General features: G+C 29.1%; 25 protein-coding genes and 1 riboswitch. Of the genes, 16 read left to right on the plus strand and 9 right to left on the minus strand.

Features of this window, described 5'->3' with window-relative positions; all coding sequences use genetic code 11:
* The first annotated feature begins 83 nt into the window (after positions 1-83).
* A complete protein-coding gene (locus KQI42_RS08535; protein WP_216518817.1) occupies positions 84-536 on the plus strand; it encodes an 8-oxo-dGTP diphosphatase in 453 nt (150 codons plus the stop codon).
* Between the two features lie 221 nt (positions 537-757).
* Here KQI42_RS08535 and KQI42_RS08540 read toward each other — a convergent pair whose 3' ends face one another.
* From KQI42_RS08540 to KQI42_RS08575, 8 genes are all read right to left on the minus strand, one after another.
* Positions 758-1,330 (minus strand): cyclase family protein, encoded by a 573-nt coding sequence (locus KQI42_RS08540; protein WP_216518818.1) that lies wholly within the window; start codon positions 1,328-1,330, stop codon positions 758-760.
* Positions 1,320-1,790 (minus strand): MarR family transcriptional regulator, encoded by a 471-nt coding sequence (locus KQI42_RS08545; RefSeq protein WP_216518820.1) that lies wholly within the window; start codon positions 1,788-1,790, stop codon positions 1,320-1,322. Before KQI42_RS08545 ends, KQI42_RS08540 begins: the two co-directional genes overlap by 11 nt.
* Positions 1,791-1,914: 124 nt before the next feature.
* The gene (locus tag KQI42_RS08550) at positions 1,915-3,663 is read right to left on the minus strand and encodes an ABC transporter ATP-binding protein (protein ID WP_216518822.1); all 1,749 of its coding nucleotides are present in this window, start codon (positions 3,661-3,663) and stop codon (positions 1,915-1,917) included.
* 1 nt (position 3,664) lies between these two features.
* Entirely contained in the window at positions 3,665-5,470 is a 1,806-nt protein-coding gene (locus KQI42_RS08555) for an ABC transporter ATP-binding protein (RefSeq protein WP_246566270.1), read from the minus strand.
* A 91-nt stretch (positions 5,471-5,561) separates the two neighbouring features.
* A complete protein-coding gene (locus KQI42_RS08560; protein WP_246566273.1) occupies positions 5,562-6,512 on the minus strand; it encodes a helix-turn-helix domain-containing protein in 951 nt (316 codons plus the stop codon).
* Positions 6,513-6,875: 363 nt separating this feature from the next.
* Positions 6,876-8,312: a sensor histidine kinase gene (locus tag KQI42_RS08565; protein WP_216518823.1), complete on the minus strand. Its 1,437-nt coding sequence runs from the start codon at positions 8,310-8,312 to the stop codon at positions 6,876-6,878.
* The gene (locus tag KQI42_RS08570) at positions 8,297-8,980 is read right to left on the minus strand and encodes a response regulator transcription factor (RefSeq protein WP_216518825.1); all 684 of its coding nucleotides are present in this window, start codon (positions 8,978-8,980) and stop codon (positions 8,297-8,299) included. Before KQI42_RS08570 ends, KQI42_RS08565 begins: the two co-directional genes overlap by 16 nt.
* 15 nt (positions 8,981-8,995) lie before the next feature.
* The gene (locus tag KQI42_RS08575; RefSeq protein WP_216518827.1) at positions 8,996-9,823 is read right to left on the minus strand and encodes a TraX family protein; all 828 of its coding nucleotides are present in this window, start codon (positions 9,821-9,823) and stop codon (positions 8,996-8,998) included.
* Between the two features lie 586 nt (positions 9,824-10,409).
* Between KQI42_RS08575 and KQI42_RS08580 the strand changes: the two genes are divergently transcribed.
* The 9 genes from KQI42_RS08580 (at position 10,410) to KQI42_RS08620 (ending at position 18,863) form a co-directional block, all read left to right on the plus strand.
* A complete protein-coding gene (locus tag KQI42_RS08580; protein ID WP_216518829.1) occupies positions 10,410-11,102 on the plus strand; it encodes a response regulator transcription factor in 693 nt (230 codons plus the stop codon).
* A gap of 12 nt (positions 11,103-11,114) precedes the next feature.
* On the plus strand, positions 11,115-12,104 hold the full coding sequence (locus tag KQI42_RS08585) for a sensor histidine kinase (protein ID WP_216518831.1): 990 nt from the start codon (positions 11,115-11,117) through the stop codon (positions 12,102-12,104).
* 132 nt (positions 12,105-12,236) lie between these two features.
* Positions 12,237-13,085: an undecaprenyl-diphosphate phosphatase gene (locus tag KQI42_RS08590; protein WP_216518833.1), complete on the plus strand. Its 849-nt coding sequence runs from the start codon at positions 12,237-12,239 to the stop codon at positions 13,083-13,085.
* A 14-nt stretch (positions 13,086-13,099) separates the two neighbouring features.
* Entirely contained in the window at positions 13,100-13,846 is a 747-nt protein-coding gene (locus KQI42_RS08595; protein ID WP_216518835.1) for an ABC transporter ATP-binding protein, read from the plus strand.
* Positions 13,846-15,738: an FtsX-like permease family protein gene (locus tag KQI42_RS08600; protein WP_216518837.1), complete on the plus strand. Its 1,893-nt coding sequence runs from the start codon at positions 13,846-13,848 to the stop codon at positions 15,736-15,738. The genes KQI42_RS08595 and KQI42_RS08600 overlap by 1 nt, the downstream gene beginning before the upstream one ends.
* A gap of 278 nt (positions 15,739-16,016) precedes the next feature.
* Positions 16,017-16,634, plus strand: a complete 618-nt coding sequence (locus tag KQI42_RS08605) for a hypothetical protein (protein ID WP_216518839.1) — start codon at positions 16,017-16,019, stop codon at positions 16,632-16,634.
* A gap of 451 nt (positions 16,635-17,085) precedes the next feature.
* The gene (locus KQI42_RS08610) at positions 17,086-17,613 is read left to right on the plus strand and encodes a PadR family transcriptional regulator (RefSeq protein ID WP_216518841.1); all 528 of its coding nucleotides are present in this window, start codon (positions 17,086-17,088) and stop codon (positions 17,611-17,613) included.
* A gap of 6 nt (positions 17,614-17,619) precedes the next feature.
* Positions 17,620-18,192 carry a flavodoxin family protein gene (locus tag KQI42_RS08615; protein ID WP_216518843.1) on the plus strand — a complete coding sequence of 191 codons (573 nt, stop codon included), beginning with the start codon at positions 17,620-17,622 and terminating at the stop codon, positions 18,190-18,192.
* A complete protein-coding gene (locus tag KQI42_RS08620; RefSeq protein ID WP_216518845.1) occupies positions 18,186-18,863 on the plus strand; it encodes an NAD(P)H-dependent oxidoreductase in 678 nt (225 codons plus the stop codon). Before KQI42_RS08615 ends, KQI42_RS08620 begins: the two co-directional genes overlap by 7 nt.
* Positions 18,864-19,071: 208 nt before the next feature.
* Here KQI42_RS08620 and KQI42_RS08625 read toward each other — a convergent pair whose 3' ends face one another.
* Positions 19,072-19,761 (minus strand): YjjG family noncanonical pyrimidine nucleotidase, encoded by a 690-nt coding sequence (locus tag KQI42_RS08625; protein WP_216518847.1) that lies wholly within the window; start codon positions 19,759-19,761, stop codon positions 19,072-19,074.
* Positions 19,762-19,891: 130 nt separating this feature from the next.
* Here KQI42_RS08625 and KQI42_RS08630 point away from each other — a divergent pair, with 130 nt between their 5' ends.
* The 6 genes from KQI42_RS08630 (at position 19,892) to KQI42_RS08655 (ending at position 25,249) form a co-directional block, all read left to right on the plus strand.
* A complete protein-coding gene (locus tag KQI42_RS08630; protein WP_216518849.1) occupies positions 19,892-20,581 on the plus strand; it encodes a Crp/Fnr family transcriptional regulator in 690 nt (229 codons plus the stop codon).
* A gap of 190 nt (positions 20,582-20,771) precedes the next feature.
* Positions 20,772-21,044: a LytTR family DNA-binding domain-containing protein gene (locus tag KQI42_RS08635; RefSeq protein ID WP_216518851.1), complete on the plus strand. Its 273-nt coding sequence runs from the start codon at positions 20,772-20,774 to the stop codon at positions 21,042-21,044.
* Positions 21,045-21,263: 219 nt separating this feature from the next.
* Positions 21,264-22,082, plus strand: a complete 819-nt coding sequence (locus KQI42_RS08640; RefSeq protein WP_216518853.1) for a MerR family transcriptional regulator — start codon at positions 21,264-21,266, stop codon at positions 22,080-22,082.
* 85 nt (positions 22,083-22,167) lie between these two features.
* Positions 22,168-23,244 carry a BtrH N-terminal domain-containing protein gene (locus KQI42_RS08645; protein ID WP_216518855.1) on the plus strand — a complete coding sequence of 359 codons (1,077 nt, stop codon included), beginning with the start codon at positions 22,168-22,170 and terminating at the stop codon, positions 23,242-23,244.
* On the plus strand, positions 23,234-23,869 hold the full coding sequence (locus KQI42_RS08650; RefSeq protein WP_216518857.1) for a GyrI-like domain-containing protein: 636 nt from the start codon (positions 23,234-23,236) through the stop codon (positions 23,867-23,869). Before KQI42_RS08645 ends, KQI42_RS08650 begins: the two co-directional genes overlap by 11 nt.
* A gap of 282 nt (positions 23,870-24,151) precedes the next feature.
* A complete protein-coding gene (locus KQI42_RS08655; RefSeq protein WP_216518859.1) occupies positions 24,152-25,249 on the plus strand; it encodes a VanZ family protein in 1,098 nt (365 codons plus the stop codon).
* Between the two features lie 335 nt (positions 25,250-25,584).
* Positions 25,585-25,669: riboswitch (cyclic di-GMP riboswitch) on the plus strand.
* Positions 25,670-25,755 lie beyond the last annotated feature (86 nt).

Raw genomic sequence — 25,755 nt, forward strand, 5'->3', positions numbered from 1 at the left:
CTTGTAAAAGACGATAGTGAAGTCAATACAACACTATATAAATAAAGTTGAACGGATAAATTTCATAAGGGAGAGGTATGGCAATGAGTCGAAGTGAACAGGCTATTTTTACAAATATGTGTATGATATATAATGAAGACTATATTTTAGTACAAGATAGACGTAATCCTGATTGGCCAGGGATTACATTTCCTGGTGGTCATGTTGAATATGGTGAATCCTTTGTTGAGTCTGTTAAGCGTGAAGTTTTTGAAGAAACAGGGCTTGTTATTGAAAATCCTATTTTATGTGGGGTAAAGCAATTTCAGACAAAGCAGGATGAGAGATATGTTGTTTTGCTTTTTAAAGCTAATCAGTTTAAAGGGAATTTAAAACCTTCAAAAGAAGGTGATGTATTTTGGATAAAAAAAGAAGATTTAGGACAATATCAGCTTGCTCATGATTTTTTAGATATGTTTAATGTTTTTGAATCTGATAAATTTAGTGAATTCTATTACTACAAAGAACAAGGTAATTTGAAGAAGAAATTACTATAAATGAAAAGAGAGCAGAATATTTAGCAAATAAATTATAAAATATAATATTTAAAAACGTAGGATTGAAGGCTATTACTATATTTTAATTATGCCTTATGAAGTCTAGTTAGATAGAGAATATTGAAAGAAGTTTATATAGAAGTTATAATATATGACTATGATTTATAGAAAATCCAACCTTCGGTCAAGGGAAGGTTGGATGTATAAATTATAGTCTCTTCCTATATTTCAGCAATTACCCTACAAGGCAACCCACTTATATTTTCTATACTAATTGGAAATGTATATACTTTAAAACTTTCATCTTGAGCATTATCTAAAAGTAGTTCTAGATTATTAAGGTTTTCAATTACAAAAATTCCATTATCAGCACAGTACTGATCTGTTTCAATATGAATATCAGGTTTTACAATACTGGCTGTATCTATTCCAATAAGACTAACTTTTTTAGAGATAAGATTATCTATTAAATCTTTTGAAAGGACAGGATAATCCGTAAAGTACTTTTCTGTTCCATATGGTTCTTCTTCAAGATAGCCAGTATAGAATATCACAAAATCATTTTCTTTTATTCTATTTAAATCTATATCTCTAGTGTCAATTTCTCTATCTCTAATATTTCTAACATCAAATAATCTACCATTTCGATTAGTGTTTTCTAGAGAAAACTTTTTATCCATTACATCAAAATGTGTTCCGATATGTCCAATGATATCTCTTTTAGTTTTAAAAGATTTCTCTAAAAGGTCATTAAAAAGTTCTCTTTGAATACTTATACTTAAATCAATTTTCATTTTTACTTATCTCCTCTATCTGTTCTTTAAAATAATTATTCATTTCTTTTAAAAAACTTATGATTATTTCTATTTCATTATCATTAAATTTTTTGAAGATATTCATATATTCCAGCTCAGATATATCATGCAGTTCTCTATGGGCATGATATACTTCCCATCCGTTATCTGTAAGTTCGAAAAAAATTTCTTTTTTATTGTCAGGCTTTTTATACTGCTTTATAAGCCCCTCAGAAAGTAACTTCTTAGTTATTTTGCTGATGGCACCTCTGGTCATATTTAATTCTTCTGATATTTTAGTAACATTGGTATCTTCTAGATTACCAATACAATCTATACAGTGCACTTGTGACAGACTATATTTTTTAAATATTCCACGATTATGATCTGGAACTCCTAGATAATCTATGTTTTCCGTTAAACTTTTAAAATTTAATAATAATTGATCTAGATTACTCAAGGCAGGACCTCCTTATATTGTTTCCTAGGATACAATATAAGAATATAATATTATTGTTTCCATGTCAACTATATTTTTAAATTATTTTTGGGATCAAAAAAATGAATAAAGTGAGGAATATTCATTATGTAATCATCCATCCTTCTGCTTTCTCACGAATTCCAATAAAACGTCTATAAATACCTGCTTCTTCTATTAAGTCCGTATGAGTACCTCTTTGTACAATTTGTCCATGATCTACAACAAGTATCTGATCTGCATTTTGAATAGTAGCTAAGCGATGGGCTATGATAATAATGGTTTTTCCATGTACCAAGGCACTGATTGCTTGTTGAATGAAGTGCTCGTTTTCTGGGTCAATGCTGGCTGTAGCTTCATCTAATATGACTATTGGAGCATCTTTTAACATGGCTCTTGCAATGGATATTCTTTGTTTTTCACCGCCAGAAAGGGTAGAACCACCGTCCCCTATGATAGTATCATAACCTTGGGGAAGATTCATAATGAAGTCATGACAGCATGCTTTCTTTGCTACTTCTACAATTTCATCGAAGCTAGCTTCTGGCTTTCCAAATTTAATATTATTTAGAATAGTGTCATGAAATAAATATACATTTTGAAATACCATGCTAATATTTTTTAATAAACTATCACAGGTCATTTCTCTGATATCCACATTCCCTATTTTAATACTTCCTTCATTTACATCATAAAATCTGGCAATCAGACTGCATATAGTTGTTTTACCGCTGCCAGATGGACCAACGATAGCAGTAGTTGTATTTTGTGGAATCTGGAATGATATATCATTTAATACATTTTTATTATCGTAGGCAAAGGTTACATTCTGAAATTCAATATCATAATTATGTAAGGAAATGTCCTTACCATCATAATCAATAAATTCTGCATTTTCAATTAGTTCTAATTTATCAAAAGTTGCATCTATAATTTTTAGAACATGAGCAGCATTATTAATGGTCTCTACACTACCAAAGATAACAAAAGAGAAGATAATCATCATTAACATAGTTGGTATATCCATAGTTCCATTTATAGCAAAAATAGAAGAAATAGCTATAATACATACAGATGCGGCCTTTAACACAAAATGATGCAGTGTGTTATATGGGACATAATTCTTTTCAATTTTAATATTAATGTCTTTGCTGGATTTATAAGCATTACGAATCCCATCTATTGAAACCCCTTCTTGTTTAAATGCTTTTACGACAGGCATTCCTCTAACATATTCAATGGTGGCGTTGACCATATCATCTTGTGCTTTTTGATGAATAGGGGCATTTTGGTTGCTTTTATTTCCTAACAGTTTCAAGAATATTGCAGATAATAATATTCCTATTGCTGCAGTTACTGCAATCCATATATTATAAAATCCCATACATAGTACCATGGTAAAAGCGCTGATATATCCGTTTACTACTGTATCAATCATTTTCATTCCGTGCATTTCAACGAAAGATAAATCTGTTGTAACAGCCGAAGTTAGTTCTCCTGTATTATTATTACTGAAAAATCCAAGAGAAACTCTTTTTAGTCTATTTCCGATTTTAGCTCTTTCTTCTGCAGAAACTTCATATCCCACACTTTCTTGTGTCTTAGCACGAAGATAGGCAAACAAGAATCTTCCTAGCACAGCAAATATCATATATAGAGTTAGCAAAATAATTTCTTTATTGGTCAATGCTTTTTTTCCATGTATATCATCTAATATTAGATTTAATCCATAAGCTGTTGCCATAATGGGCATTGCAGTAAACATAGTGTGTATAAAAGAGTAAATAAACCCAATGTATAACCTTTTTTTTCGTACCGCTGTCCATGCCATTATTCTTTTTATTGATTTAAACATATTATACTCCTCCTAATTCTTGATTGGCTGCCCATAGTTTTGCTCCAATATGTGCTTTCCACATATCTTCATAAAGTCCCTCTTTTCTTAATAACTCTTCATGAGTACCTTTATTTCTAATTTTTCCTTTTTCTAGAACAATAATTTGATCTGCATTTTTTATAGTAGACAATCTATGAGCAATAACTAACAATGTCTTTCCTTTCGTAAGTGCAGCAATAGATTTCTGGATTTTATCTTCATTTTCTGGATCAGTAAATGCAGTTGCTTCATCAAGAATTACAATTGGGGCATCTTTCAATATTGCACGTGCTATAGCAATTCGCTGTTTTTCTCCACCGGATAGTCTTCCTCCAGCTTCACCAGCACTAGTATGGTAGCCTTTTTCAAAATTGGAGATAAACCCATCACAACATGCAGATTTGGCTGCTTGTAAGACTTCCTCATCAGTAGCTTTTGGATTACCTAAGCGAATATTTTCAAGTAATGAGCAGTTAAACAAGAAGTTATCCTGTGTAACAAAGCTTACCATATCACCTAATTGACTAAGGGGAATTTCTTTTATATTTGTGCCACCTATTCTTATTTCGCCTTCACTTACATCCCAAAAACGAGCAATCAGTCTTGCTATGGTAGACTTACCACTACCAGATGGTCCAACTAATGCTGTGAAATTTCCTTGGGGAATATTTAAACTTAAGCTTGATAATACATTGTTATTGCAATGATTTCCTGTACTATCATAGCAAAATGAAACATTATTTAATTCAATATCGTATCCTTTAATAGAGGTGGATTTATTTGTATTTTCCAGTTCTTCTAGGTTAAGCAATTCGTCGGCATCTTTTACAGCATATTCAATAGATTTTAAGTCATTAATGAATACTGTAAAGCTTGTTAATGGTCCTATGATTCCCAAGGATAAAATCATACACATAGTAAGTTCTGCTGGGCTTAAACTTCCTTGTTTATAAAGAATCATTCCTATAGGTAATGTACCAAGCAAAGTAGAAGGTAAGACTGCTCCACCAAAATTCATCAATTTCCATGTACTTCTAAACCAATCTAAGGTGTATTCCTTAAAAGAGTGTATCGCTTTTTCAAATTTTTCATAGGAGGTTGTGGATTGGTTAAAGGCCTTAATGACCTCTATTCCTTCTACGTATTCTACAATAACTCCATTTACATAATTACTAGCTTCCATATAGTCATGATATTTTTCATTGAAATTTTTCATCATAAAGCCATATGTAATAAATGCAATGGGAACCGTTATAATTGATGCTAGTGCCATACGCCAATCTATTATGAAAAGATAAATAAAAACGCAAATAGGTAATAATAAATTTGAAAAACCTTCTGGAATTAAGTGGGCTAGGGGAAGTTCTATAGTTTCTACTCTATCAACTATAATGCTTTTTAAACTTCCTACTGTTTGATTTAATACGGTACCAAGGGGTGCATGCATTAACCGATCTGCCATAGCCATTCTCATCCCCTCTAAGATGGTATAAGCAGAAATATGAGATAGTGTTGTTGCGAAAGCATGGAATAACAATTTAATTACATACCCTAAAAGACAAATGGATGTCCAAAATAATATATCTTGTACAGTCTGTTTTCCTTCAAAAAATAGAATGATTATCTGATATACTCCAAAGTAGGGAACTATACCTCCTCCTACACTGATAACTTCTAAAAAAATAGAAAAAATCAGTTTTCTCCTACACGGTTTTGCAAATCTCACAACAGTCTTTAACCAAGATTCTTGATTCATAGTAGTCTCCTTTCTAAAATTAAAATTCATAAAAATAGGAATAGTTAGTCGTCTCTAACTATTCCCAATTATATTTTATCTTGAGCAACATATCTACTCCAAGGGGCCCATAATGCTCCACTTAGACAATAGAATTCCTATATTCTTTTGGCGATTTTCCTATAACGGCTTTAAAGGCTGATGCGAATTTACTGGAGTTATTATACCCAACCTTATGAGCTATCTCAGAAATGTTTTCTTTCGTTTGTTTCAGCATAATGGCAGCTTTGTTCATACGATATGTTCGTATATAGGAATATATTGAAGTTCCGTATACGCCTTTAAAGCATAGTTTCATCGAGGTCAAAGGAATACTAAACTTTTCTGAAAGTTCATTTAATGTATAGTGTTCTTCTAAGTTTTTCGTAATAAATTCCTGAATTGCCTTTACTTTTTCAACTTGAGTTTTATAATAATATGGTCTTTCATCAAAATTTTTTGGTACCTCTAGAACGCTTAAATGGAGTAGTAATTCTAAAATCTTTATTTTTAGATAATCATCTTTTATTTTATTGGGTATATTATAGAACTCCAAAAAGATATGTGCTATTACTTCATCTGCTTGAGTAATAAAAGGTCTATTTAACATACAAAATTTTTTACTTAAAGTAGCCAAATCAATAGAAAATCCTCCATATAGTTTTGTGATGATCTCTGCTTCTTCAATATGAAATACTAATGATATTCCATGGTAATGTTGTAGAGGAAATCCAAAGTTTTGAATATGGTTTTCTCGACTGTTTATTTGCAAATCTCCAGCTTTCATGTAGATGTAGGTATCGTTGTCTAATTTCCATTCAATTCTTCCTTCACGGCAGAAATCAATGCAAAGGAAATCAGCGTTTGTATGAAATTGTGAGGAACAATTTTGTATATGAAAATCATTATATATTAAAGTAATTCCTGGGAATACCTTAATTGCTGTCATAATACCGTCACCAGATTCGTCTTTCATTCGGTAAATTGTACAATCTTCACTCTGACAAAAAGTAGTTATATTGTCACCAAAAAAAGTTTTTTCTTCCCATGACATTTTATACACACCTTTCCGCTTTAAGTTCTATTAAATTCAAATGGCTTTTCCATAAAAGATTAGATCAGATCCTTTATAAAATAGTATTTATCATTCACAGTTAATCTTATTTAACTGTGAAATGAAAGTAGATAATTTACATATGTGAATATATAGATATTACTAAATAGTCTAATATAAATTTTTAAGGTTGTCTGCTCTATAAAGACCATTATACTCCATTTAGACAACAACATATAATCATTTCATAAAAAAGCTAATTAGAAAAAGACTTATTATGAAAATAGACGTTTCTGGTATAGGGATGGTGGGTAAGAAATTTATGTGTTTAATGAAATAAAAAAGCGCCTTAAGGCGCAATGCTTATGATTTTGGCTTTATATTAAATTTAATAATAGCTCCCTTTGGACTATTGTTTTCAGCTTTAATATTTCCTCCATGTTTTTCAATAATAGTTTTAGCTATATACATACCTAAGCCAGAATGACCTGTTGTAAATGAACGAGATTTATCTCCCTTATAAAATTTGTTGAAAAGATTTTTTAAATCCTCATTACTAAAACCTTTACCAGTGTCTATGATGGAAAATTCTATTTCATCATCTTTGCATATAATATCTAATTTTATAGATTCACCTTTTTCTGTATATCTAATACTATTGGATATAATATTATCTAAGACTTGTTCTAGAGATTTGATATCAAATTTATCAATAAGAGATGTTTCTCTTAAATCTATAATATCTACTTTAAAATTAATTCCTTTTTCGTCACATAAAAGTCTGTAATCTTTTTCTTTTAATTTTAAAAACTCTATAATGTTAATTTCTATAGGATCTAAAGCAAAATTAGGATTTTCAATAGTAGATATTTTATTCATATCGTCTAATAAGATTAAAGCTCTCTCATTATTTCTTTTAATTACTTCTATATAATCTTTAAACTTGTCTTCCATAACTGTACCATCTATTAAGGCTTCAGAATAAGTATTTACAATGGTAAGGGGGGTCTTTAAATCATGGGCAATACTTGCTATATTTTCTCGTCTCTTTTCTTCTAAATCCCATTGCTTTATTAAAGAGTCTTTAAGATTAACTCTCATTTCCTCAAAAGCATTGCAAAGCTTTCCGATTTCATTGTTTTCTTTGTAATCTATAGAGAAATCTAAATCTTTATTCTTAATTTTTTCTGAACTTTCCATTAATAATTTAATAGGATTTGTTAAGTTTCTAGTCAGTTTTCTAGAATATAATATTGTAAAGATTACGATATATACAAAAGGTATAAAGATGATTAAATTATATAATTTAAATATTAAGGAATTATTTATTTTTTGAGTAGTTCTAAGTTGGTATTTTAGTATGATTGCACCTTTAATATGATTATCTTTATTGAAAACGGGTACGACTCTAGCAAAATTATTATTTCTCAAGTTTATAACGGAGTTTAAGTTCTCATATAATTCCCTTTCATTTTTAAATAAGGAATTTTTAATATTTCCGTATATTAAGTTTCCATTACTATCTAAAACTTGATATGAGATTCCTTTACTTGGTACAATTTTATTCATTTCATCTTCAAAACTTTTATCCAAAACAGCTTCATATTTTTCATTAATTTTATATATAATATTGGGCAATTGATTTTCGTAATAGTTAGCTGGGTATTGAATATATTCAAAAGTTTTAAACCATATTACAAAGCTTAGCACAGATAGAATAAAACTTAAGGTAATTATCTTTATGAAAGCTAATATAAATTGATATTTTAAACTTTTGCCTTGCATCATTTTAAATCCCATTTATAGCCAACACCCCAAACTGTAGCTATATATTGGTTATTATCATCAATATCTGAAATCTTAGACCTGATTTTCTTAATATGCTCCGTAATAGTAGAGTTGTATCCCATTCCATCAAATCCCCATATCTTTTCATATATTTGTTCTTTTGAAAAAACTTGTCCTGGATAAAGAGCTAGGAGTTCGACTATCTCAAACTCCTTTTTAGTAAGGTTTAAGTCTTTACCGTTAACTGTGACGGTCATTCCCTTAAGATCTATTTTTAAATTTTTAAACTGTAAAAACTCTTTATCATCCTTAGCTAGAATTCTTTTTTCTCGTCTCAAATGAGCTTTAACTCTCATAACTAACTCTTTTAAACTAAAAGGTTTTGTAATATAATCATCTCCGCCAATAGCTAAACCCTTTATCTTATCGGCTTCTGAATCTTTTGCTGAAAGAAATAATATAGGACAACTTACATTATCACGAATTGCATTACATACATTAAATCCATCTATATCAGGCATCATAATATCTAAGATTATTAAGTCTGGCTTTTTCTTAGATAACTCAATTCCATCAAAACCATTATATGCAGTTAACACATTGTAATTATTATTTTCTAATACATCTTTTATTATCATAACAAGATCTGGCTCGTCATCGATAATTAGAATTGTTTCCATATTTACCTCCAAGGTCTAATATTTAAATTTATATAATAAGAAGGATAGAATGTATAGTATATAGATGTGTGCAGGATAAAATATATAGAATAATCTCTTCATAGATTTACCCTTTTCTCCATTGTATAAAAACATAAAAATCAATGCAAATACACTCATCCACTCGTAATAATCTGTAAACATGAGTTTTAAGCTAATAGGTCTAATATAAATTAAAGGAAGACCTACCATCCAAGCTAATACAAATATTCCGTAGATTGTACCTTGTAATTTTCTATTTTCACGAAATGAATATAATATAACGCCAGTAATAATCACGTATAATCCACCTTCAACTAGAAATGGAGAAGGGATTAAAGTAGATGCTAAAATATAAGCGTATGGCATTATTGCCTTTGGTAAAAGATTGAAGCTATAGCTTGTTATAAATGGTAATAAGATTAGCCCAATACCTTTAAATAATTTTTTCTCTCTTATATAATCTATTCCCTTAAATATAATAATTAAAATTACAAAAGTTGAGAATATACTATTTTCAGGATAAAATCCATCTCCTCTTTGAAGCTGAGGTGAGATTTGAATTATATACTTTATAAGTCCCATAGATGCAGACATTAAATAAATTCTTGTAAAATATTTCTTTTTATTAGAAGTATGAGTATATCCTTCTATCATTGTAAATAGAAACAATCCTCCTGCTAATCTACCGATCCATGAAAATATAACAGGTACTTTTCCTGTAAATTCAAAGAAATAATGTATATGGTCAAGCAACATAAATATAAGAGCTAAAAATTTAATCTGAAATCCTGTAAATCCTTTTTTACTGCTTTCTAAAGTCATTTTTCTTCCTCCTTTTAGATTCTATACATAATCTAACATCTAATTATAAAGAATCTATAAAGTTTATATAAAAAGATAGAGTAAATGAGATTTTTTATTTGTTATACTCTATGTGATAAGGTAAATATAAAGATGAAAGAATAATTCTATTCAGTTCTTTAAGTACAAATTAAGTTGATTTAATTATAATATCTTTTATTAAGGTTAGTATTATATGTTAGATGGTATCATAAATAGAGGTGAGGACTATTTATATGTTATATGTTATCTTATATAGTGTTTGGATTATGTATGATGAATGTACCATAAATAATAGAGATTTTTGTATAGAGGGCCAATGTAGCTCATCTTCGCCATGCATATCCATGACCATCTGCAGGTGATTACGTTTTTATTGGATAAGGGAAACTAAACCTAATGTAAGTTCTTAATCCAATTATTAGATAAAAGATAAAGGCAACATGTAGATAGAAAAGAATATGATATTCAGGTGATCGAGCTTACCCAGTTTAAATATTCAAAGGTGAGTAGTATAATTAAGTTAATAATGTATCCTGATTACGATATAAATTAGGAGGATATTAAAATGAAATACAAAATATATATTGTAGAAGATGATTTATTAATAAGTACTTTATTACAAGAACATATAGATAAGTATGGTTTTGAGGCTAGAACAGCAAATAACTTCGATGATATAATGATTGGCTTTAATGAATTCAATCCAAACTTAGTATTACTAGATGTTAATTTGCCTAAGTTTGATGGGTTTTATTGGTGCAGAAAAATAAGACAACAATCAAAAATTCCTATAATATTTATATCAGCAAGGGACAGTGGAATGGATCAAGTGATGGCTTTAGAAAGCGGAGCAGATGATTATATAACTAAACCTTTTTATTATGATGTTGTTATTGCTAAGATAAAGAGTCAAATAAGAAGAGCCTTCGGTGACTACGCAGCCAAATCAGAGGAAAGAATCGTTGAAGTTGAAGGTCTTAAGTTTTATCCAGAAAGATCAGAAGTAGAATTTAAAAATGAGAAATTAATTATAACTAAAAGAGAAGGTATATTGCTGGAATGTCTTATGAGTAAATATCCTAAAGTTGTGGGAAGAGATTTGCTTTTAGAAAAGATATGGGATGATTTGGAGTTCGTAGAGGAGAATACTTTAAGTGTTAATATTAGCAGAGTACGCAAAAGACTGCAGGCTCTAGGAATAGACAAGGGAATAGAAACAATAAGAGGGTCAGGTTATAGATTAAATAAAACTTGGTAGTGAGGAGTAAGTATGAAATTGTTTTTGAAGCATAACAAAGAGTATATAACTATATATTTTTTAAGTTTAGCTCTTACAATAATATACTCTAATCTTAATGGATTTATAGGATTTAGTGAGATTATTTATATATTTATGTTTAATACCTTTATTTTGCTGTGCTTTCTAGCTTTTAGATATTATCAAAACAGACAATTATACCGGTTGCTAGAGGGTGGGGTCACTGATTTAAATAATGTTTTTTTAGATTTTGGTACTTCAGATTTAAGTCAGAGTATTTCACAGGTATTAAAAGATTTGCACAGCTTATATGAAGCTCAAATTCAAAAAGGAGATAAACTTCATAAGGAACATTTAAGGTTTATAAATCAGTGGGTGCATCAAATGAAGACCCCTCTTTCAGCAATACAGCTGATACTTCAAGAATTTGAAGGAGAAGAGAAATATGATAACATGCAAGATGAGGTCAATAAGTTAAAGGAAGGATTAAGAATGGTGTTACATTTCGCTAGACTAAATTCTTTCCAAAAGGATTTTTTAGTAGAAAGAATTTCTTTAAAGCAACTGACTCGGGATATTGTAAATGAAGAAAAGAAGATTTTTATAAGGAATAGAATAATACCAAGAATTGAGATAGATGAGAGTATTGAAGTTTATAGTGATGCTAAGTGGTTAAAGTTTGTGTTAGGGCAGCTCATTATTAATGGAGTAAAATATTCTAAGGGTAAAGGAAAAGAATTAATTATAAATGCGTCTGAAAATGAAAAAGAGATTAGACTGAATATTATTGATAAAGGAATAGGAATTCCTGTGAAAGATATAAAAAGGGTATTTGATCCTTTCTTTACAGGAGAAAATGGACGTAAATATGGAGAGTCTACCGGTATGGGATTATATATAACTAAGGAGGTGTCCAAAAATTTGGGACACGAAGTAGAAATACAATCTACTGTTGATGAGGGGACAATGGTTACAATTAAATTTAAAAAGGCAAATGGATAGGTAACTATTTATTTGCCTTTTTTAAGCATAAAATCTTACATGCATGTCACATTCCCGTAAGCTTCGTAGATAGCAGTATATGCATTATTATTATAAACTATTGCTATCAGTTTTAAAGGAGAGTGATATCTAATGGATATAATTTTTATATTAAAGGCTATTATAATTGCTATAGTAGAGGGTTTAACTGAATTTATACCGGTATCTTCTACAGGTCACATGATATTAGTAGGATGGGCAATTGGCTTCGACGGAGAATTTGCTAAGATGTTTGAAGTTGTAATTCAGCTTGGAGCCATAATGGCAGTAGTTGTTTTGTATTGGAAAAAGATTGAGGAGAGTATAGTTGAATTCTTTAGCTTTATATTTACCCAGGGAAAAAAAGGAGAAACAGGTTTTAGATTTGGAATAAATGTTATTGTGGCGTCTATTCCTATGGCTATTGTGGGATTGATGTTTTACGATAAAATAAAATCAAAGTTCATACCTGAAGCTGTTATAGTTGGTTTTATAGTTGGAGGAGTATTATTAATAATACTTGAGAAGATATATAGAAATAAGGCTCGTAAGGTAGAAGACATAGATAATATGACACCAGGACAAGCAATTAAGGTGGGTTTGTTACAGCTTTTGGCTTTATGGCCGGGAATGTCAAGAAGTGCTTCTACAATCATGGGTGGATGGATTGCAGGCCTATCTACACCCATAGCGGCAGAGTTTTCATTCTTCATAGCTATTCCAGCAATGATAGGTTCTTCCGGAAAGGACTTATTTGAATTTGACTACTCCATAATGACACCAACTCTATGGATTGCATTAATTTCTGGATTTATTGTAGCTTTTTTAGTAGCTTTAATAGTTATGAAAAAGTTTGTGGACTTTCTGAAAAAGAAACCACTGAAGGGGTTTGCGTTATATAGAATAGCAGTAGGGATTTTACTAGGAATATTAGTATTAACTAGGATTATAACTTTAACATAATAGGAGTGAATAGAATGGGAATTTTGGAGGTAAGTAATTTAAGTAAAGTATATGGAAATAAGGTATTATTCAGTGCATTAAATAATATAAGTTTTTCTATAGAAGATGGTGAATTTGTAGGGATTATGGGGCCATCAGGAAGCGGTAAGACAACACTGTTAAATATGGTTTCAACAGTAGATAAACCAACCTCAGGAGAAATAACAATAAAAAATAAAAATCCTTTAAGGCTGCAGGGGGATGAACTTGCCTTATTTAGAAGGAGAGAACTAGGCTTTGTATTTCAAGATTTCAATCTGCTTGATACCTTAACTGTGGGAGAAAATATAGTACTTCCACTTACACTAGATGGTATACCGGTTAAAAAACAGGATGATGAGCTTAACAGAATATCCAAGATACTTGGAATAGAGGATTTGCTAAATAAGAGAACATTTGAAATATCTGGGGGAGAAGCTCAAAGAACAGCAATCGCACGAGCATTAATTCATAATCCTACTTTATTATTAGCAGATGAACCTACTGGCAACTTGGATTCTAAAGCAGCTAAAACAGTAATGGAATTGTTTGAAAAAATAAATGAAAAGGAAAAAGTAACTACAATTATGGTAACCCATGACCCTCTATCTGCCAGCTATTGCAGCAGAATTTTATTTATAAAAGATGGAGCTATATATAATGAGATTTATAGAGGGGACAGCAGACAGCAGTTTTATCAGGAAATTATTGATGTGCTTGCACTGTTGGGAGGTAGTAACTAATGAATCTTAGAGAGTTTGCAACTAAAAATGTGCAGAGAAATGCAAAAGCATATTTTGCATACTTTTTAAGCAGCACCATATCGGCAGCCTTATTATTCTCTTTTACTATGCTCATATTTCACCCCGATTTTAAGGTAAGTTTATTTCCTCAGCACATAAAAAATTCATTTTATGTGACAACGGTAATTGCATATCTATTTTTATGTTTCTTTGTATTTTATTCCATAAGTGTTTTTCTTAAAAGTAGGTATAAAGAATTTGGAATACTTTACATTATAGGTGCTTCAAAAAAGCTAGTACAAAAGATGATACGTATTGAAAATATGCTTATTAGTTCAGTAGCAGCAGTTGCAGGCATATTGCTGGGATTAATTTTCTCTAAGATACTTTTAGCTGCCAGCGGAAAGCTTTTAGGATATAATGCACTAAAGTTTTATTTCCCTGTTAAAGCCATGATTATTACTTTTAGTGCTTTTGTAATAATTGGAATAGTAATTTCAACTTTTTGCACATTTATTATAAAAGAAGATAAAGTTTTAAATTTAATAAAGGGAACTAAAAGACCAAGACCTGAACCAAAAGCCTCTATTATTCTTGCTATCATATGTATAGTGCTTTTAGCTGTAGGATACTTTCTATCAGTTACAAGCAGTATAAAAACAATAACTCATAGAATAATACCTGTAACTACAATGGTTGTTGTTGCCACTTATTTATTATTTTCTCAATTGAGCGTGTTTGTAATCAAATTACTAAAGAGAAATAGAAACTTATATATGAAAAAAACTACAATGCTTTGGGTTTCAAATTTATTATACAGGATAAAAGATAATACCAGAATGTTTTTCCTAATAACAATAACTTCAACGGTTGCCCTTTCAGCAATAGGATCAGTATATGCTTATTGGAGAGATAAGGAATACCAAATAAGCAGAGAATTTCCACAAGCGTTTTTCTTTTCTAATACTTATGAGAATAAAGATGAAGTTGATTTAAAAGCTGATTTTATTGAAAATTCACTGAGAGCTCAAGGGATATCTTACACTAAAGCTAATGACGAAATAAAGTTTGTTATTCCTAATGGGGACATAGATGAAGTAGTTATAATTAACGAAACTTCCTATAAAAAATTAGCATCAACACTGGCTTTAAATACTATTCCCTTTAATGAGCGTGAAACTATAAAGTATTCATCTTTCTCTGCAGATAAAAGAAAAAATATTAGACTGAACAACATAAAACTGGAGGTTACAAAAGAGAGTGATAAAGGAATACTTCCGGCAATTTATAGAGATGTAAATGTAGTTAATTATAGAGATGTATATGTAGTTAAAGATGAGGTATATGAAAGGATAGATGGTGTTAAGTACTATTTTGGAGCATTAAATGTAGAGGATTATAAGGATACATTAGATATATGCGAAAATTTTTATAATAACTTTGAAAGTATTGACGAAAATAATAAGTTGTATAATAATTTCTTGAAAGCATATATACTAGAAAGTACAAAAATAGCTTATGGGGTACTTTTGTTCAGTACAATATTTATCGGGCTTATATTCTTTGTAACAACGGGAAGCTTCTTGTATAACAAGTGCTATATGGATATTATAGAGGATAAAACTAAATACAAACAGTTAAATAAAATAGGCTTAACTTTTAAAGAAATAAAAAAGATACTAAACATTGAAATAGGGGTACTATTTTTGCTTCCTTATATAGTTGCTGTAGTGCACTTTGCATTTGCTATAAGTGCATTAAAATATAGTTTGGGCATCGAAATAACTGTCCCAGCATTGCAGGTGATAGGAATTATGTTAATCGTTCAAATTATATATTTCTTCATTATTAGAAAAAACTACTTGCTAGAGATGAAAAAAAGTTTAATATAATAAATAAGATATACAGAAAATTACTGATTTATACTTATATTAAATATATTCTATTTATTTTGCGAACCAATTTAATATAGGAAACCCTATCATAAAAAATAAGTAAAAATTTTTATTTTTTCTATAAATGTGTGAAGACCTCTTTAGATTAGAGGTCTATTTTTATATTCTTGATTTTTCTGTTATGACCCAGTATGATTATATCTGGAAACATTTTGAGCAGCTAGATATCTAAACATTAAAGTTTACAACTTCATTTCAGAAAAGGAGATAATTACATGTCTAAAACAAAAAAAATAGCAATGATTTTATTAAGTATACTTTTAGTAGGTTCAATTACGGGATGTGGTGAAAAAAAACCTCGATTTGAGCCATTACATATGAGTGTAGATGGTACTGAGATTTTACTTGGAGAAGCAACATTACAAACCTTTATTGATGCAGGGTATAAAGTAACATTAGATAGAAACTTAAAACAAGATATTGCAGGAGGGACAATGCCAGCTATGACTTATGATGTAGCAGCTTATGTAAGTAAGGACAATGACATAGTGGGCATGGTAGGCTTTTTAAATAATACAAAAGATATTATTCCTCTTGAAGAATGTATCGTTAATGAATACGAGATAAAATATAAAGATCCATCAAGTAGTGCAAGCTATAATACAGACAATATTCTAGTAGATGGTGTTAACTTAAAAGGGATGCAAGTAGAAGATGTAAAAAAGGCGTTCGAAGGGAAAGGAGAAGATTTTAAAGAATTTGAGAATCCAGATGGAAGTGTTGGTGTTATATCTTTTGAAATAGACAAGGTTAATATAAGTGTAAGCTTCGATTATACGACAAGGGAAGCAACGACTACTGACATAAAGATTTTCTTAACATATTTTGAATAAATATTAAAATTATTAAACCAGTTAATATAATGTATAAAAATAATTTTTAGTTATTTTAAGCTCTCGAAATGGTAATTATCAGTGAATATAATCTTAAATATTTTAAAGGTTCACTTATACTAATATAGTAGACATATTTTATTGATGAATTGTTCTATATATTAATTAATCAAAGAGCTGTTTCCACAGCTGTTTCCACAGCTCTTTTTCATATTTTTTACTTAATTAAATAAAAAATTAAGTACTAAGTATGATGAAAATATAAATATAGTGAAAGTTTTAGACTAGGCATCTATCTTTAAAGATGGATGTTCTTTTATTTAAATATAAAATTCTATCTAAAAGTTCTAGAAATCTAATATTACTCTTGCTTTTCTTTTACATATCTATATAATATATATCAATGCGATATATATTATATAGATACACAGTCGCTAAAGACTAGAGAGGAATGATAAAAGTGATAAAGTTTATAATCCTAGGTTTTTTAACCTATAAAGAATTAACAGGGTATGATATAAAGCAGATAATGGCTCAAAGTACTTCAAACTTTATGAATGCAAGCTTTGGAAGTATTTATCCTGCATTGAATAAATTAGAAAATGATGGATTAATAAGTTCCAAGAAGGTCATAGAAAATGGGAAATATAAGAAGATATATACTATTAATGAAACTGGAGAGGATATATTTATTAAATGGCTGGAAGAGCCTATAGACTTTATGAGATCCTATGAAGATATTCTTGTCAAAATATTTTTTTATGAAAAACTTCCCAAAGAAAAAGCTTCAAAGCTTATAGAACAACTTATTGAAGATGTTAATAAAAAGTTAGAAGAACTTGAAAAACTTGAAACTGAAATTAAGTGTGAAGCAGGATATTTTGAGATGTCAACACTTTATTTTGGAATAGATCATTTAAAATTCATGGTTGGTTGGTACGAAAAGTTTTTAGATGATTTAAATAAAAGTGGGAGGTAGTTAGAAATGAAGGCATTGATACTTAATGGTGCATTAAAAGGAGATAAAAGCATGACAACAATAAATAAACTTGCTGAGGAGATACTCATTGAACAAGGTCATGAAGTAGAATCTATATTACTTCATGAAAAGGAAATAGGAGAATGCATAGGCTGTTTTGGTTGTTGGGTAAAATCTCCTGGAATCTGTGTGATAGATGATTATGGACGGATACTTACAGAAACTATTATTAACAGAGATATAGTAATTTATCTTACTCCTGTTGTATATGGTGGATATTCATCTGAGTTAAAGAAAGCTTTAGATAGGACCATTCCTTTACTTCTTCCCTTTTTTAAAAAAATTAATGGAGAAGTACATCATAAAGAACGGTATAAAAGCTATCCAAATGTAATTGTATTAGGCATAATGTCACATGAAGATAATGAGATGGAAGAAATATTTAATAGTCTTATTAAAAGAAATAGCTTAAATTGGTACAATTCTTTTAGTGGAGGAACCATAAAGAATATTTCAGGAAAGGATATTAAATATCAATTAAAAGAAAAGTTAAATATTATGGAGGTAAGAACATGTTAAATGAAAAAAAGGCTTTGCTATTGATAGGAAGCCCTAAATTAAAGAAAAGTACCTCTGAATCATTAGGAAACTATTTATTAGAAGGCTTATGTAAAAATGGATATCGATGTAACAAACTTCATATACTTTCTACACTAAAAAATGATGTAAAAGAACTTTTTTATAATATTAATGATACTGATATACTTATAATTTCTTCTCCTTTATATGTAGATAGTCTGCCATCACCGTTAATTAGGGCTTTTGAGCTTATAGGTCAAAATAGAGAGGAAAGGGAAAATGTTAAAAATCAAAGTATGATTTCTATTGTAAATAGTGGGTTTCCTGAATCTTTTCATAATGACACTGCCCTTAAGATATGTAAGAATTTTGCACATAAAGCTGATTTTCAGTGGCTCGGTGGATTTGCTATGGGAGGTGGACCTGCAATAAATGGTATGCCTATTAAGGATTTAGGAGGTATGACTAGAAATATAGTAAAAGCTCTAGATATAGCTCTAGATGCTATAGCTAATAACAAAAGTATTCCTCTGGAAGCTACTAATATGATGTCAAGTAATTTAATACCTACATGGTTATATACATTAATAGCGGATAAAGGTTGGAAAACTCAAGCTAAGAAATTTAATGCACATAAAAATTTATATGCAAAGCCCTATATAAAGGGATAGAGAATATTATAGTTAAAATTATAGATTTAAATAAATTAATTTATTTAAATAATATATTTTTTAGATCTATTATGGCATGGAAACTATACTTATGGAGGACTAAAATAAATATAATGTAAAAATTTTATTAGATCAATTCTATAGAAAAGAGGCTGTAGCCAAAACGATTTTTAAATCATTTTAAGGAAGCCTCTTTATTAATCTATATCTATTTTTCAAGTACATCCTTAAGTTCCATCAGACTAAAGATCTCATAAGTGGGTTTTATTTCAGTATTATTTATAATCTTATTAGAATTAAACCAACATGTGTCTATACCAAAATTTATTCCACCTTGTATATCAGATGTTAAGCTATCTCCTACTATTAATACTTTGCTCTTGTCATTATGCTTTATATTGTTTAAAGCATGTTCAAATATTTTAGGATTTGGTTTTGATACTCCGACCTCCTCGGATATCACTATATTCTCAAAATATTTTGATATAATAGATTTTCTTATTCTATTATCCTGAACATCCGTAAGACCATTAGTAATTATAATAAGTTGATGATCTTTGTGAAGACTTTCTATAAGGCGTATACTATCATCATATAAGAATGATGAATAGGATAGATGCTTCATATATGATTTCGCAAATTTATTTTCATCAAATCCAGCATTTAACCTATCAGATAATCTTCTAAATCTTTCAACCTTTAATTTTTTCTGAGTAATGAGTCCACTCTCAAACTCTTTCCATATAGCTGTATTTATATCCTTATATATTTTCAAATGATAATTTTCATCATATTCTATATTAAATTCAAGCATAGTATTTTTAAGAGCATCTTTTTCAGACTTTTTAAAATCAAATAAAGTCTCATCTGCATCAAATATTATAATCTCGTATTTCATAATAGTCCTCCTATATAATTAGTTTTGATAATTCTATAATATAACTTGTAGGCACTTGACCCAACTTTATAAATAAAATACAATATTTATATAAATTTGCATATGACATATGTCATGTTAAGGAGGAATTATGAGAAAGATTTTAAACAATGACCTTTTAGACTACTATGTTGTTAAGCATAATATAGAGAACATATTCGATAAAGATATATTAAAATATGCACAACTTCATTTTTATGGAAAAGATGAATATATATTAGAAGCAGAGTCTAACCTTGAATACTACTATTTACTTGTAGACGGAAAAATCAAAATTTCATATCTTTTTGAGAATGGTAAATCAATGCTTTTAAAGTTTTATAAAGAATTTAATTCAATAGGAGATTTAGAGCTTTTAAAAAACATTCCTATACTCTGCAATATTGATGCAATAGAGGATACTTATTTAATAGCCATACCTGCAGACATACTCAGAAAAAAATACCTAGATAATCTAAAGTTTTTACACCATTTAATAAACTCTTTAAGTGAAAAACTTTATGCAACCATTAATAATAGCTCATACAATTTTGTATATCCCCTTATAAATAGATTATCCAGCTATCTAGTTGAACATATAACAGATAAAGATTATATAATCTTAAATTCATCATTCAAAGAAATTGCTCAATTCTTGGGAACAACTTATAGACACTTAAATAGAACATTTAAAGAGCTTGAATCAAAATCAATTATAAGATGTGAGCATAAAACCGTATATATATTAGACGAGGATAGACTCCGTGAATTATCTAAAAACCTATATATAAAATCCCTTTGATGCTAGGATACTATGGAGAAATGAACATGTCGTCTAAGTTAGAGCTAGAAAGACAAGTCCTAGAAATTTCAATTGAAAAAATTAAGTAAAAGTGTCCAATAATAGAAACCTTTCTTACTGAATCCTTTTATATAGAATAGATGTAACTATGATATAATTTCATTAATCAAGCTTGTTAGAGGTGGTGTAAATGAGTTCAATAATCAATATAGCTATATGTGATGATGAAAAGATTCAAGTAGAGCTTTTAGAAAAACATGTGCTAAATTGGGCTAATGAAAAAATTTATCGGAAAAATACTGAAGTAATAGAGAAAACATTGGATGAAAATATCTTTGTAAGTTGCCATAGATCTTATATTGTTGGATTGAAACATATAAGAAAAATAGGAAAGGACAATATAGAATTAGACAATAGTCATGTAATTCCCGTAAGCAGGAGACAATACTCTAAGATTATTTAATATCATATATAAAAATAATTTTTAAATAGATTTCTATCCATAAATGAATATGAATAGAACAGAGATTATAAATTAAAAACACTTGAAGATTAGGATAGGAAATCGCTGTAGTAGGAAGATTAAAAGCAAAGATGGGAAAATATATCTAAGTCTAATAATTTTTGATAAAATTATAATATAAAAAAATTTATAATAATTTAGAATATAGAGGGGAAAAAAATGTTTAAAATTGGTGAGTTCTCGATACTTTCTTCCATAAGTATTCATATGTTAAGAAATTACGATAAAATAGGATTATTAGAGCCTAAGTATATAGATGAATCAACAGGGTATCGTTATTATAGTAAAGAACAATTGCCAATAGCTAACCAAATAGTAGCATTGAAAGTAATGGGATTTGGTTTAAAAGAAATATCGAATATGCAATTGGAAAATATGCAACTAGATAAATTAAAAGAGGTATTACAAAATAAGATTATTATTAAGGAACAAGAGATAAAACAAATTAAAAGGCAATTATCTCAAATGGAAAATGCACTTAATGATTTAGAGAAAGAAGAAAACTTTGCGTTTTCCATAGTAACTAAAAGAATACCTCCTAGAAAAGTGGCAAGCTTTAGAATGAAAATTGAGGAATTCCCAGATGAAGGTACTTTGTGGCAAACTCTTGGAGACGAGTGTGCAAAATTAAATGTTGAATTTGCAGATAATGATTATGCTATAGCTATTCAACATGAAATTAATTTTGATGACAATTATATAGATGTGGAAGTTCAGAGAACAGTAGAAAAAGTTATGGAAGATACAGATAAAATTAGGTTTTTTGACGTATCATCATGTGATGTGGTCTCATTAGCGTTTCAAGGGGGATATTACAGGCTCAAAGATATAAACTTATATCTGGCAAAGTGGATAATACAAAATGAGTTTGAAATATGTGGACCGGTTTTTAATATTTATTATGTATCACCAGAACATGAAAAGAATGAAGACAAATTTATTACAGAAGTTTGTTTTCCGATAAAAAAGAGAAAATAACCTATTGACTCTAGCATTGTGCGAGGGTATATCCTTTACTTAAAGAAGTCATCTATGTGACTGACTTTATAAAAGGAGGATATACATGTCAAAAAGGATTATGGAATTAGAACATAAGGTATGTGACTATACCTGTATGTGGAATGGTATTGAAGATTTATATCAGAGGAAGTCTGGAGAAGCAGTTCCAGATTATTTTTTCTTTTGTTTAAGTGGAATTGGCAATTTTGTTTATTTAAAATTTAGCCGGGGAAATCCTAAAAGAATGGCCTGTTGGAATGATGGAAGAACTAAGAAAATGTATCAGTCAATCTGTGATACAATAGGGTTCAAGTATAAGCATATTGAAGGAAGAAAATTTGAATATGCGATGAAGAAAGCAAAAGAGCAGATTGATGAGGGAAAACCAGTAGTTTTAGGATGTCTAGATATGTATTATTTAGAATACTATCCAAAATTTTATTATAAAGAACATATTCCAATCCACTATGTATTAATGGTAGGATATGATGACGAGGAAAAATGTGTATATGTATATGATTGTGGAATAAAAGATATACAAAAAATATCATATGGAGCACTTGAAAAGGCCCTAAATATTGAAAAGACTTCACTTTCAGATAAGAATGCTATATGTTACATTGAATTTAATGATGAACTAAAGAGCGTTCGAGAAATTGCTATTAATGGATTTAGAAATAAAGCGAACCAAATGCTTGATTCAAGGGTAGGATTTTGTGGAATTCATGGGATGCGAAAACTTAGTAAGGAGGTTGAACGTTGGCAAGAAGAGTTAACAAAAGAAGAATATGAAGAATCACTTCAGCACATTGTAATGTATACAGGTACAATACCTATTTTACCAAGTAGTCTATTAATGAAAGAAGAAGCCGATTTAATTAAACATCAAGCGGCTAGAGAAGAATATGCCGTATTAATGTTGCAACTGGGCGAAAGATATGGATTCAAAGAATGGATAAAGGCAAGCGAACTTTTTGTAAAGAGTGGTATTGTAATACAACAAATGACAGACTTTATAGTAGAATATTTGCTTGAAGAACGTGCAGAACTTGATGGACTATCGTATATGATTGAGCAGATAGCAGATTTTGAAGAAGAAGCTTATAAATGGATTTTGAAAGGAGTAAGCCATGAAGCATGAATGGAGAAAGCACGAAAAAGAATTATATGTACCAAAGGATAAACCACAGTTATTAACTATACCTAAGCAAAAGTTCTTTGCAATTAAGGGGAAAGGTAATCCAAATGATGTGGATTTTTCTGATAGAATAGGCGTTTTATATTCATTAGCCTATGCGGTAAGAATGATGTCTAAAAACGGTTTTACCCCAGATGGATATTTTGAGTATACTGTATATCCGTTAGAAGGAATTTGGGACTTAACTGAAGAAGGTAAAAAAAGTGATATCCTAAACAAAGATGAATTGCTTTACACAATTATGATACGACAACCTGATTTTATTACAAATGAAGTAGTGGAAAAAGCATTTGAAATTGCAAATAAAAAGAAACCACATCCATTACTGAAAGAAGCATATTTTGATGAAATGGAAGACAGCTTATCTGTTCAGATCATGCACAATGGTTCTTATGATAATGAACCAGTTTCTTTTCAAAAGATGATAGATTATATAAATGAAAATGGATATATAAGGAGATGTATGTTTCACAGAGAGATATACTTATCTGATGCAAGAAAAACTAAGAAAGATAAATTAAAAACAGTTTTAAGATATATGATAAAGACAAATGAGCATAATATATAACGTTATATATTATCACTTTTTACACAACTTGCAATTGGGATATTCAATATTTGTATAAGGGCTTACCATTTAGGTAGGTCTTATTTTTATTAGCAGGTTTTTATGTCTAAACATAATATTAAAATTATCATTGTATAATTAACCTTAAACATTAATTCTTACTATATTTGAGAAAAAATTAATAAAATTAATTTTATTTTTAAAGCTATGCAATATTTATGGATACAAATATGAATAATAAATGTAGAACGACCTATATCAAATAAATTGAGGAGGACTTTTATGGAGTCATATTTATTTCCTATAAAAATTGCTTTTATTACATTCCCATTTATAGCATTATTTTTTACTTTTCCCTTTGCAATTTATCAGTATAAAAAATATGGATATATAAATAAGTTTAGGATTTTTATTTTGTATTCTTTTTTATTATATTTAATTGTAGCGTATTATTTAATAATATTACCTTTACCACAAACAAGAGATATAAAGAGCTTACAAAGACCTGGTACCCAGCACTATAACTTAGTACCTTTTTCATTTATTCATGATATTCTTAGAGAGACTAGCGTGGTTTTTAATAAGCCTTCAACATATAAGTATTTATTAACTGAAAGGGCCTTTTTACAAGCAGTTTTTAATGCAATTTTACTTTTACCTCTTGGAGTTTATTTAAGGTATTATTTTAAAAAAGATTTAAAGAAGACTATAGCTACTACATTTTTTGTTTCTCTATTCTTTGAAGTCACACAACTTACTGGATTATATGGTATTTATAATGCGCCTTATAGACTCTTTGATGTTGATGATTTATTTTTAAATACTCTTGGAGGATATATTGGATATGTAATAACGCCTATGTTTACTTTTTTCCTTCCAAATACAGATGAGATTGATAAGAATATAAATCTTCAAGAAATGAGGGTAAGCTATTTTAGAAGAGGATTAGCATTTCTAATAGATATCAATATAGTTAGGCTAATTCCTAAAATAGAAGATAATATTATTTATAAAGGAACTATATATTTTATATATTTTATTTTAATTGCATATTTAACTAATGGTAAGACAATAGGGAATTGGCTTACGAGCATAAAGATTAAGGGAGAAGAGAGTAAATTAAAGTTTAGTGAAATATTTATAAGATATACCACTCTGTATTTTGGAGTATTTGGTGTCAACAGGGTTTTATCTTCTGTAGCTACGATGAATGAATATACGGATATTGGATATGCAATTATTATTATAGTAATATTGCAGCTTATTATAAATTTACTAATTTTAATTCACTTTTTACTTTGTATTATTAGAAGAGATAGATTTTTTTATGAAAAGTTTAGTGATACCAGCATAGTAATATCGAAAGGGTCACCTAATTAGATAGGGTATTTAAAGTATATGTTTAAAGAACCATTCCACTAAAAGAAAGTTCTATAAAGTCTTATCTAGGGCTAAAGTAGGAAATTGTATAGTTTAAAAACATCTATAAATTATAAATTTAAATCTCATTTATCTAGGTAGATTATAGTGTCTTGCCTTATATCCAAGGTATAGACTTTAAAATTTAACTGTAGATAATTGGATTTGTTTAAAAATAGATTTCAAAAAAATACATATAATTCATATATTGTGCAAAAAACACGACCATATTACAAAAATTGACACAATTAAACAGAAAAATATGGTATAATCTCTTTAACAATATAAAAACATGAATTTAACAAGGGCAAACTTATCGAAAGATAGGGACGCAAAGCCATGGGTCTAAGGAACTTGTTCTATGATTGCCAAGCTGCTAAGTTCTGCTATGAAAAATAGATAGCATGTCTTAGATGCTGTCTATTTTTTGTTGTAAATTTTTCCATTTTATTTTGTATGTTCCTTAT

The sequence above is a fragment of the Tissierella simiarum genome (genome assembly GCF_018917865.1).
Classification (GTDB): domain Bacteria; phylum Bacillota; class Clostridia; order Tissierellales; family Tissierellaceae; genus Tissierella_C; species Tissierella_C simiarum.

Coding starts and splice junctions, on each gene's coding strand:
- KQI42_RS08605 (WP_216518839.1), top strand. CDS start 16,017: ATGTCTAAAACAAAAAAAATAGCAATGATTTTATTAAGTATACTTTTA.
- KQI42_RS08635 (WP_216518851.1), top strand. CDS start 20,772: ATGAGTTCAATAATCAATATAGCTATATGTGATGATGAAAAGATTCAA.
- KQI42_RS08540 (WP_216518818.1), bottom strand. CDS start 1,330: ATGAAAATTGATTTAAGTATAAGTATTCAAAGAGAACTTTTTAATGAC.
- KQI42_RS08640 (WP_216518853.1), top strand. CDS start 21,264: ATGTTTAAAATTGGTGAGTTCTCGATACTTTCTTCCATAAGTATTCAT.
- KQI42_RS08595 (WP_216518835.1), top strand. CDS start 13,100: ATGGGAATTTTGGAGGTAAGTAATTTAAGTAAAGTATATGGAAATAAG.
- KQI42_RS08570 (WP_216518825.1), bottom strand. CDS start 8,980: ATGGAAACAATTCTAATTATCGATGACGAGCCAGATCTTGTTATGATA.
- KQI42_RS08625 (WP_216518847.1), bottom strand. CDS start 19,761: ATGAAATACGAGATTATAATATTTGATGCAGATGAGACTTTATTTGAT.
- KQI42_RS08565 (WP_216518823.1), bottom strand. CDS start 8,312: ATGGGATTTAAAATGATGCAAGGCAAAAGTTTAAAATATCAATTTATA.
- KQI42_RS08610 (WP_216518841.1), top strand. CDS start 17,086: ATGATAAAAGTGATAAAGTTTATAATCCTAGGTTTTTTAACCTATAAA.
- KQI42_RS08590 (WP_216518833.1), top strand. CDS start 12,237: ATGGATATAATTTTTATATTAAAGGCTATTATAATTGCTATAGTAGAG.
- KQI42_RS08535 (WP_216518817.1), top strand. CDS start 84: ATGAGTCGAAGTGAACAGGCTATTTTTACAAATATGTGTATGATATAT.
- KQI42_RS08600 (WP_216518837.1), top strand. CDS start 13,846: ATGAATCTTAGAGAGTTTGCAACTAAAAATGTGCAGAGAAATGCAAAA.
- KQI42_RS08560 (WP_246566273.1), bottom strand. CDS start 6,512: ATGTCATGGGAAGAAAAAACTTTTTTTGGTGACAATATAACTACTTTT.
- KQI42_RS08555 (WP_246566270.1), bottom strand. CDS start 5,470: ATGAATTTTAATTTTAGAAAGGAGACTACTATGAATCAAGAATCTTGG.
- KQI42_RS08645 (WP_216518855.1), top strand. CDS start 22,168: ATGTCAAAAAGGATTATGGAATTAGAACATAAGGTATGTGACTATACC.
- KQI42_RS08615 (WP_216518843.1), top strand. CDS start 17,620: ATGAAGGCATTGATACTTAATGGTGCATTAAAAGGAGATAAAAGCATG.
- KQI42_RS08655 (WP_216518859.1), top strand. CDS start 24,152: ATGGAGTCATATTTATTTCCTATAAAAATTGCTTTTATTACATTCCCA.
- KQI42_RS08620 (WP_216518845.1), top strand. CDS start 18,186: ATGTTAAATGAAAAAAAGGCTTTGCTATTGATAGGAAGCCCTAAATTA.
- KQI42_RS08580 (WP_216518829.1), top strand. CDS start 10,410: ATGAAATACAAAATATATATTGTAGAAGATGATTTATTAATAAGTACT.
- KQI42_RS08630 (WP_216518849.1), top strand. CDS start 19,892: ATGAGAAAGATTTTAAACAATGACCTTTTAGACTACTATGTTGTTAAG.
- KQI42_RS08575 (WP_216518827.1), bottom strand. CDS start 9,823: ATGACTTTAGAAAGCAGTAAAAAAGGATTTACAGGATTTCAGATTAAA.
- KQI42_RS08550 (WP_216518822.1), bottom strand. CDS start 3,663: ATGTTTAAATCAATAAAAAGAATAATGGCATGGACAGCGGTACGAAAA.
- KQI42_RS08650 (WP_216518857.1), top strand. CDS start 23,234: ATGAAGCATGAATGGAGAAAGCACGAAAAAGAATTATATGTACCAAAG.
- KQI42_RS08585 (WP_216518831.1), top strand. CDS start 11,115: ATGAAATTGTTTTTGAAGCATAACAAAGAGTATATAACTATATATTTT.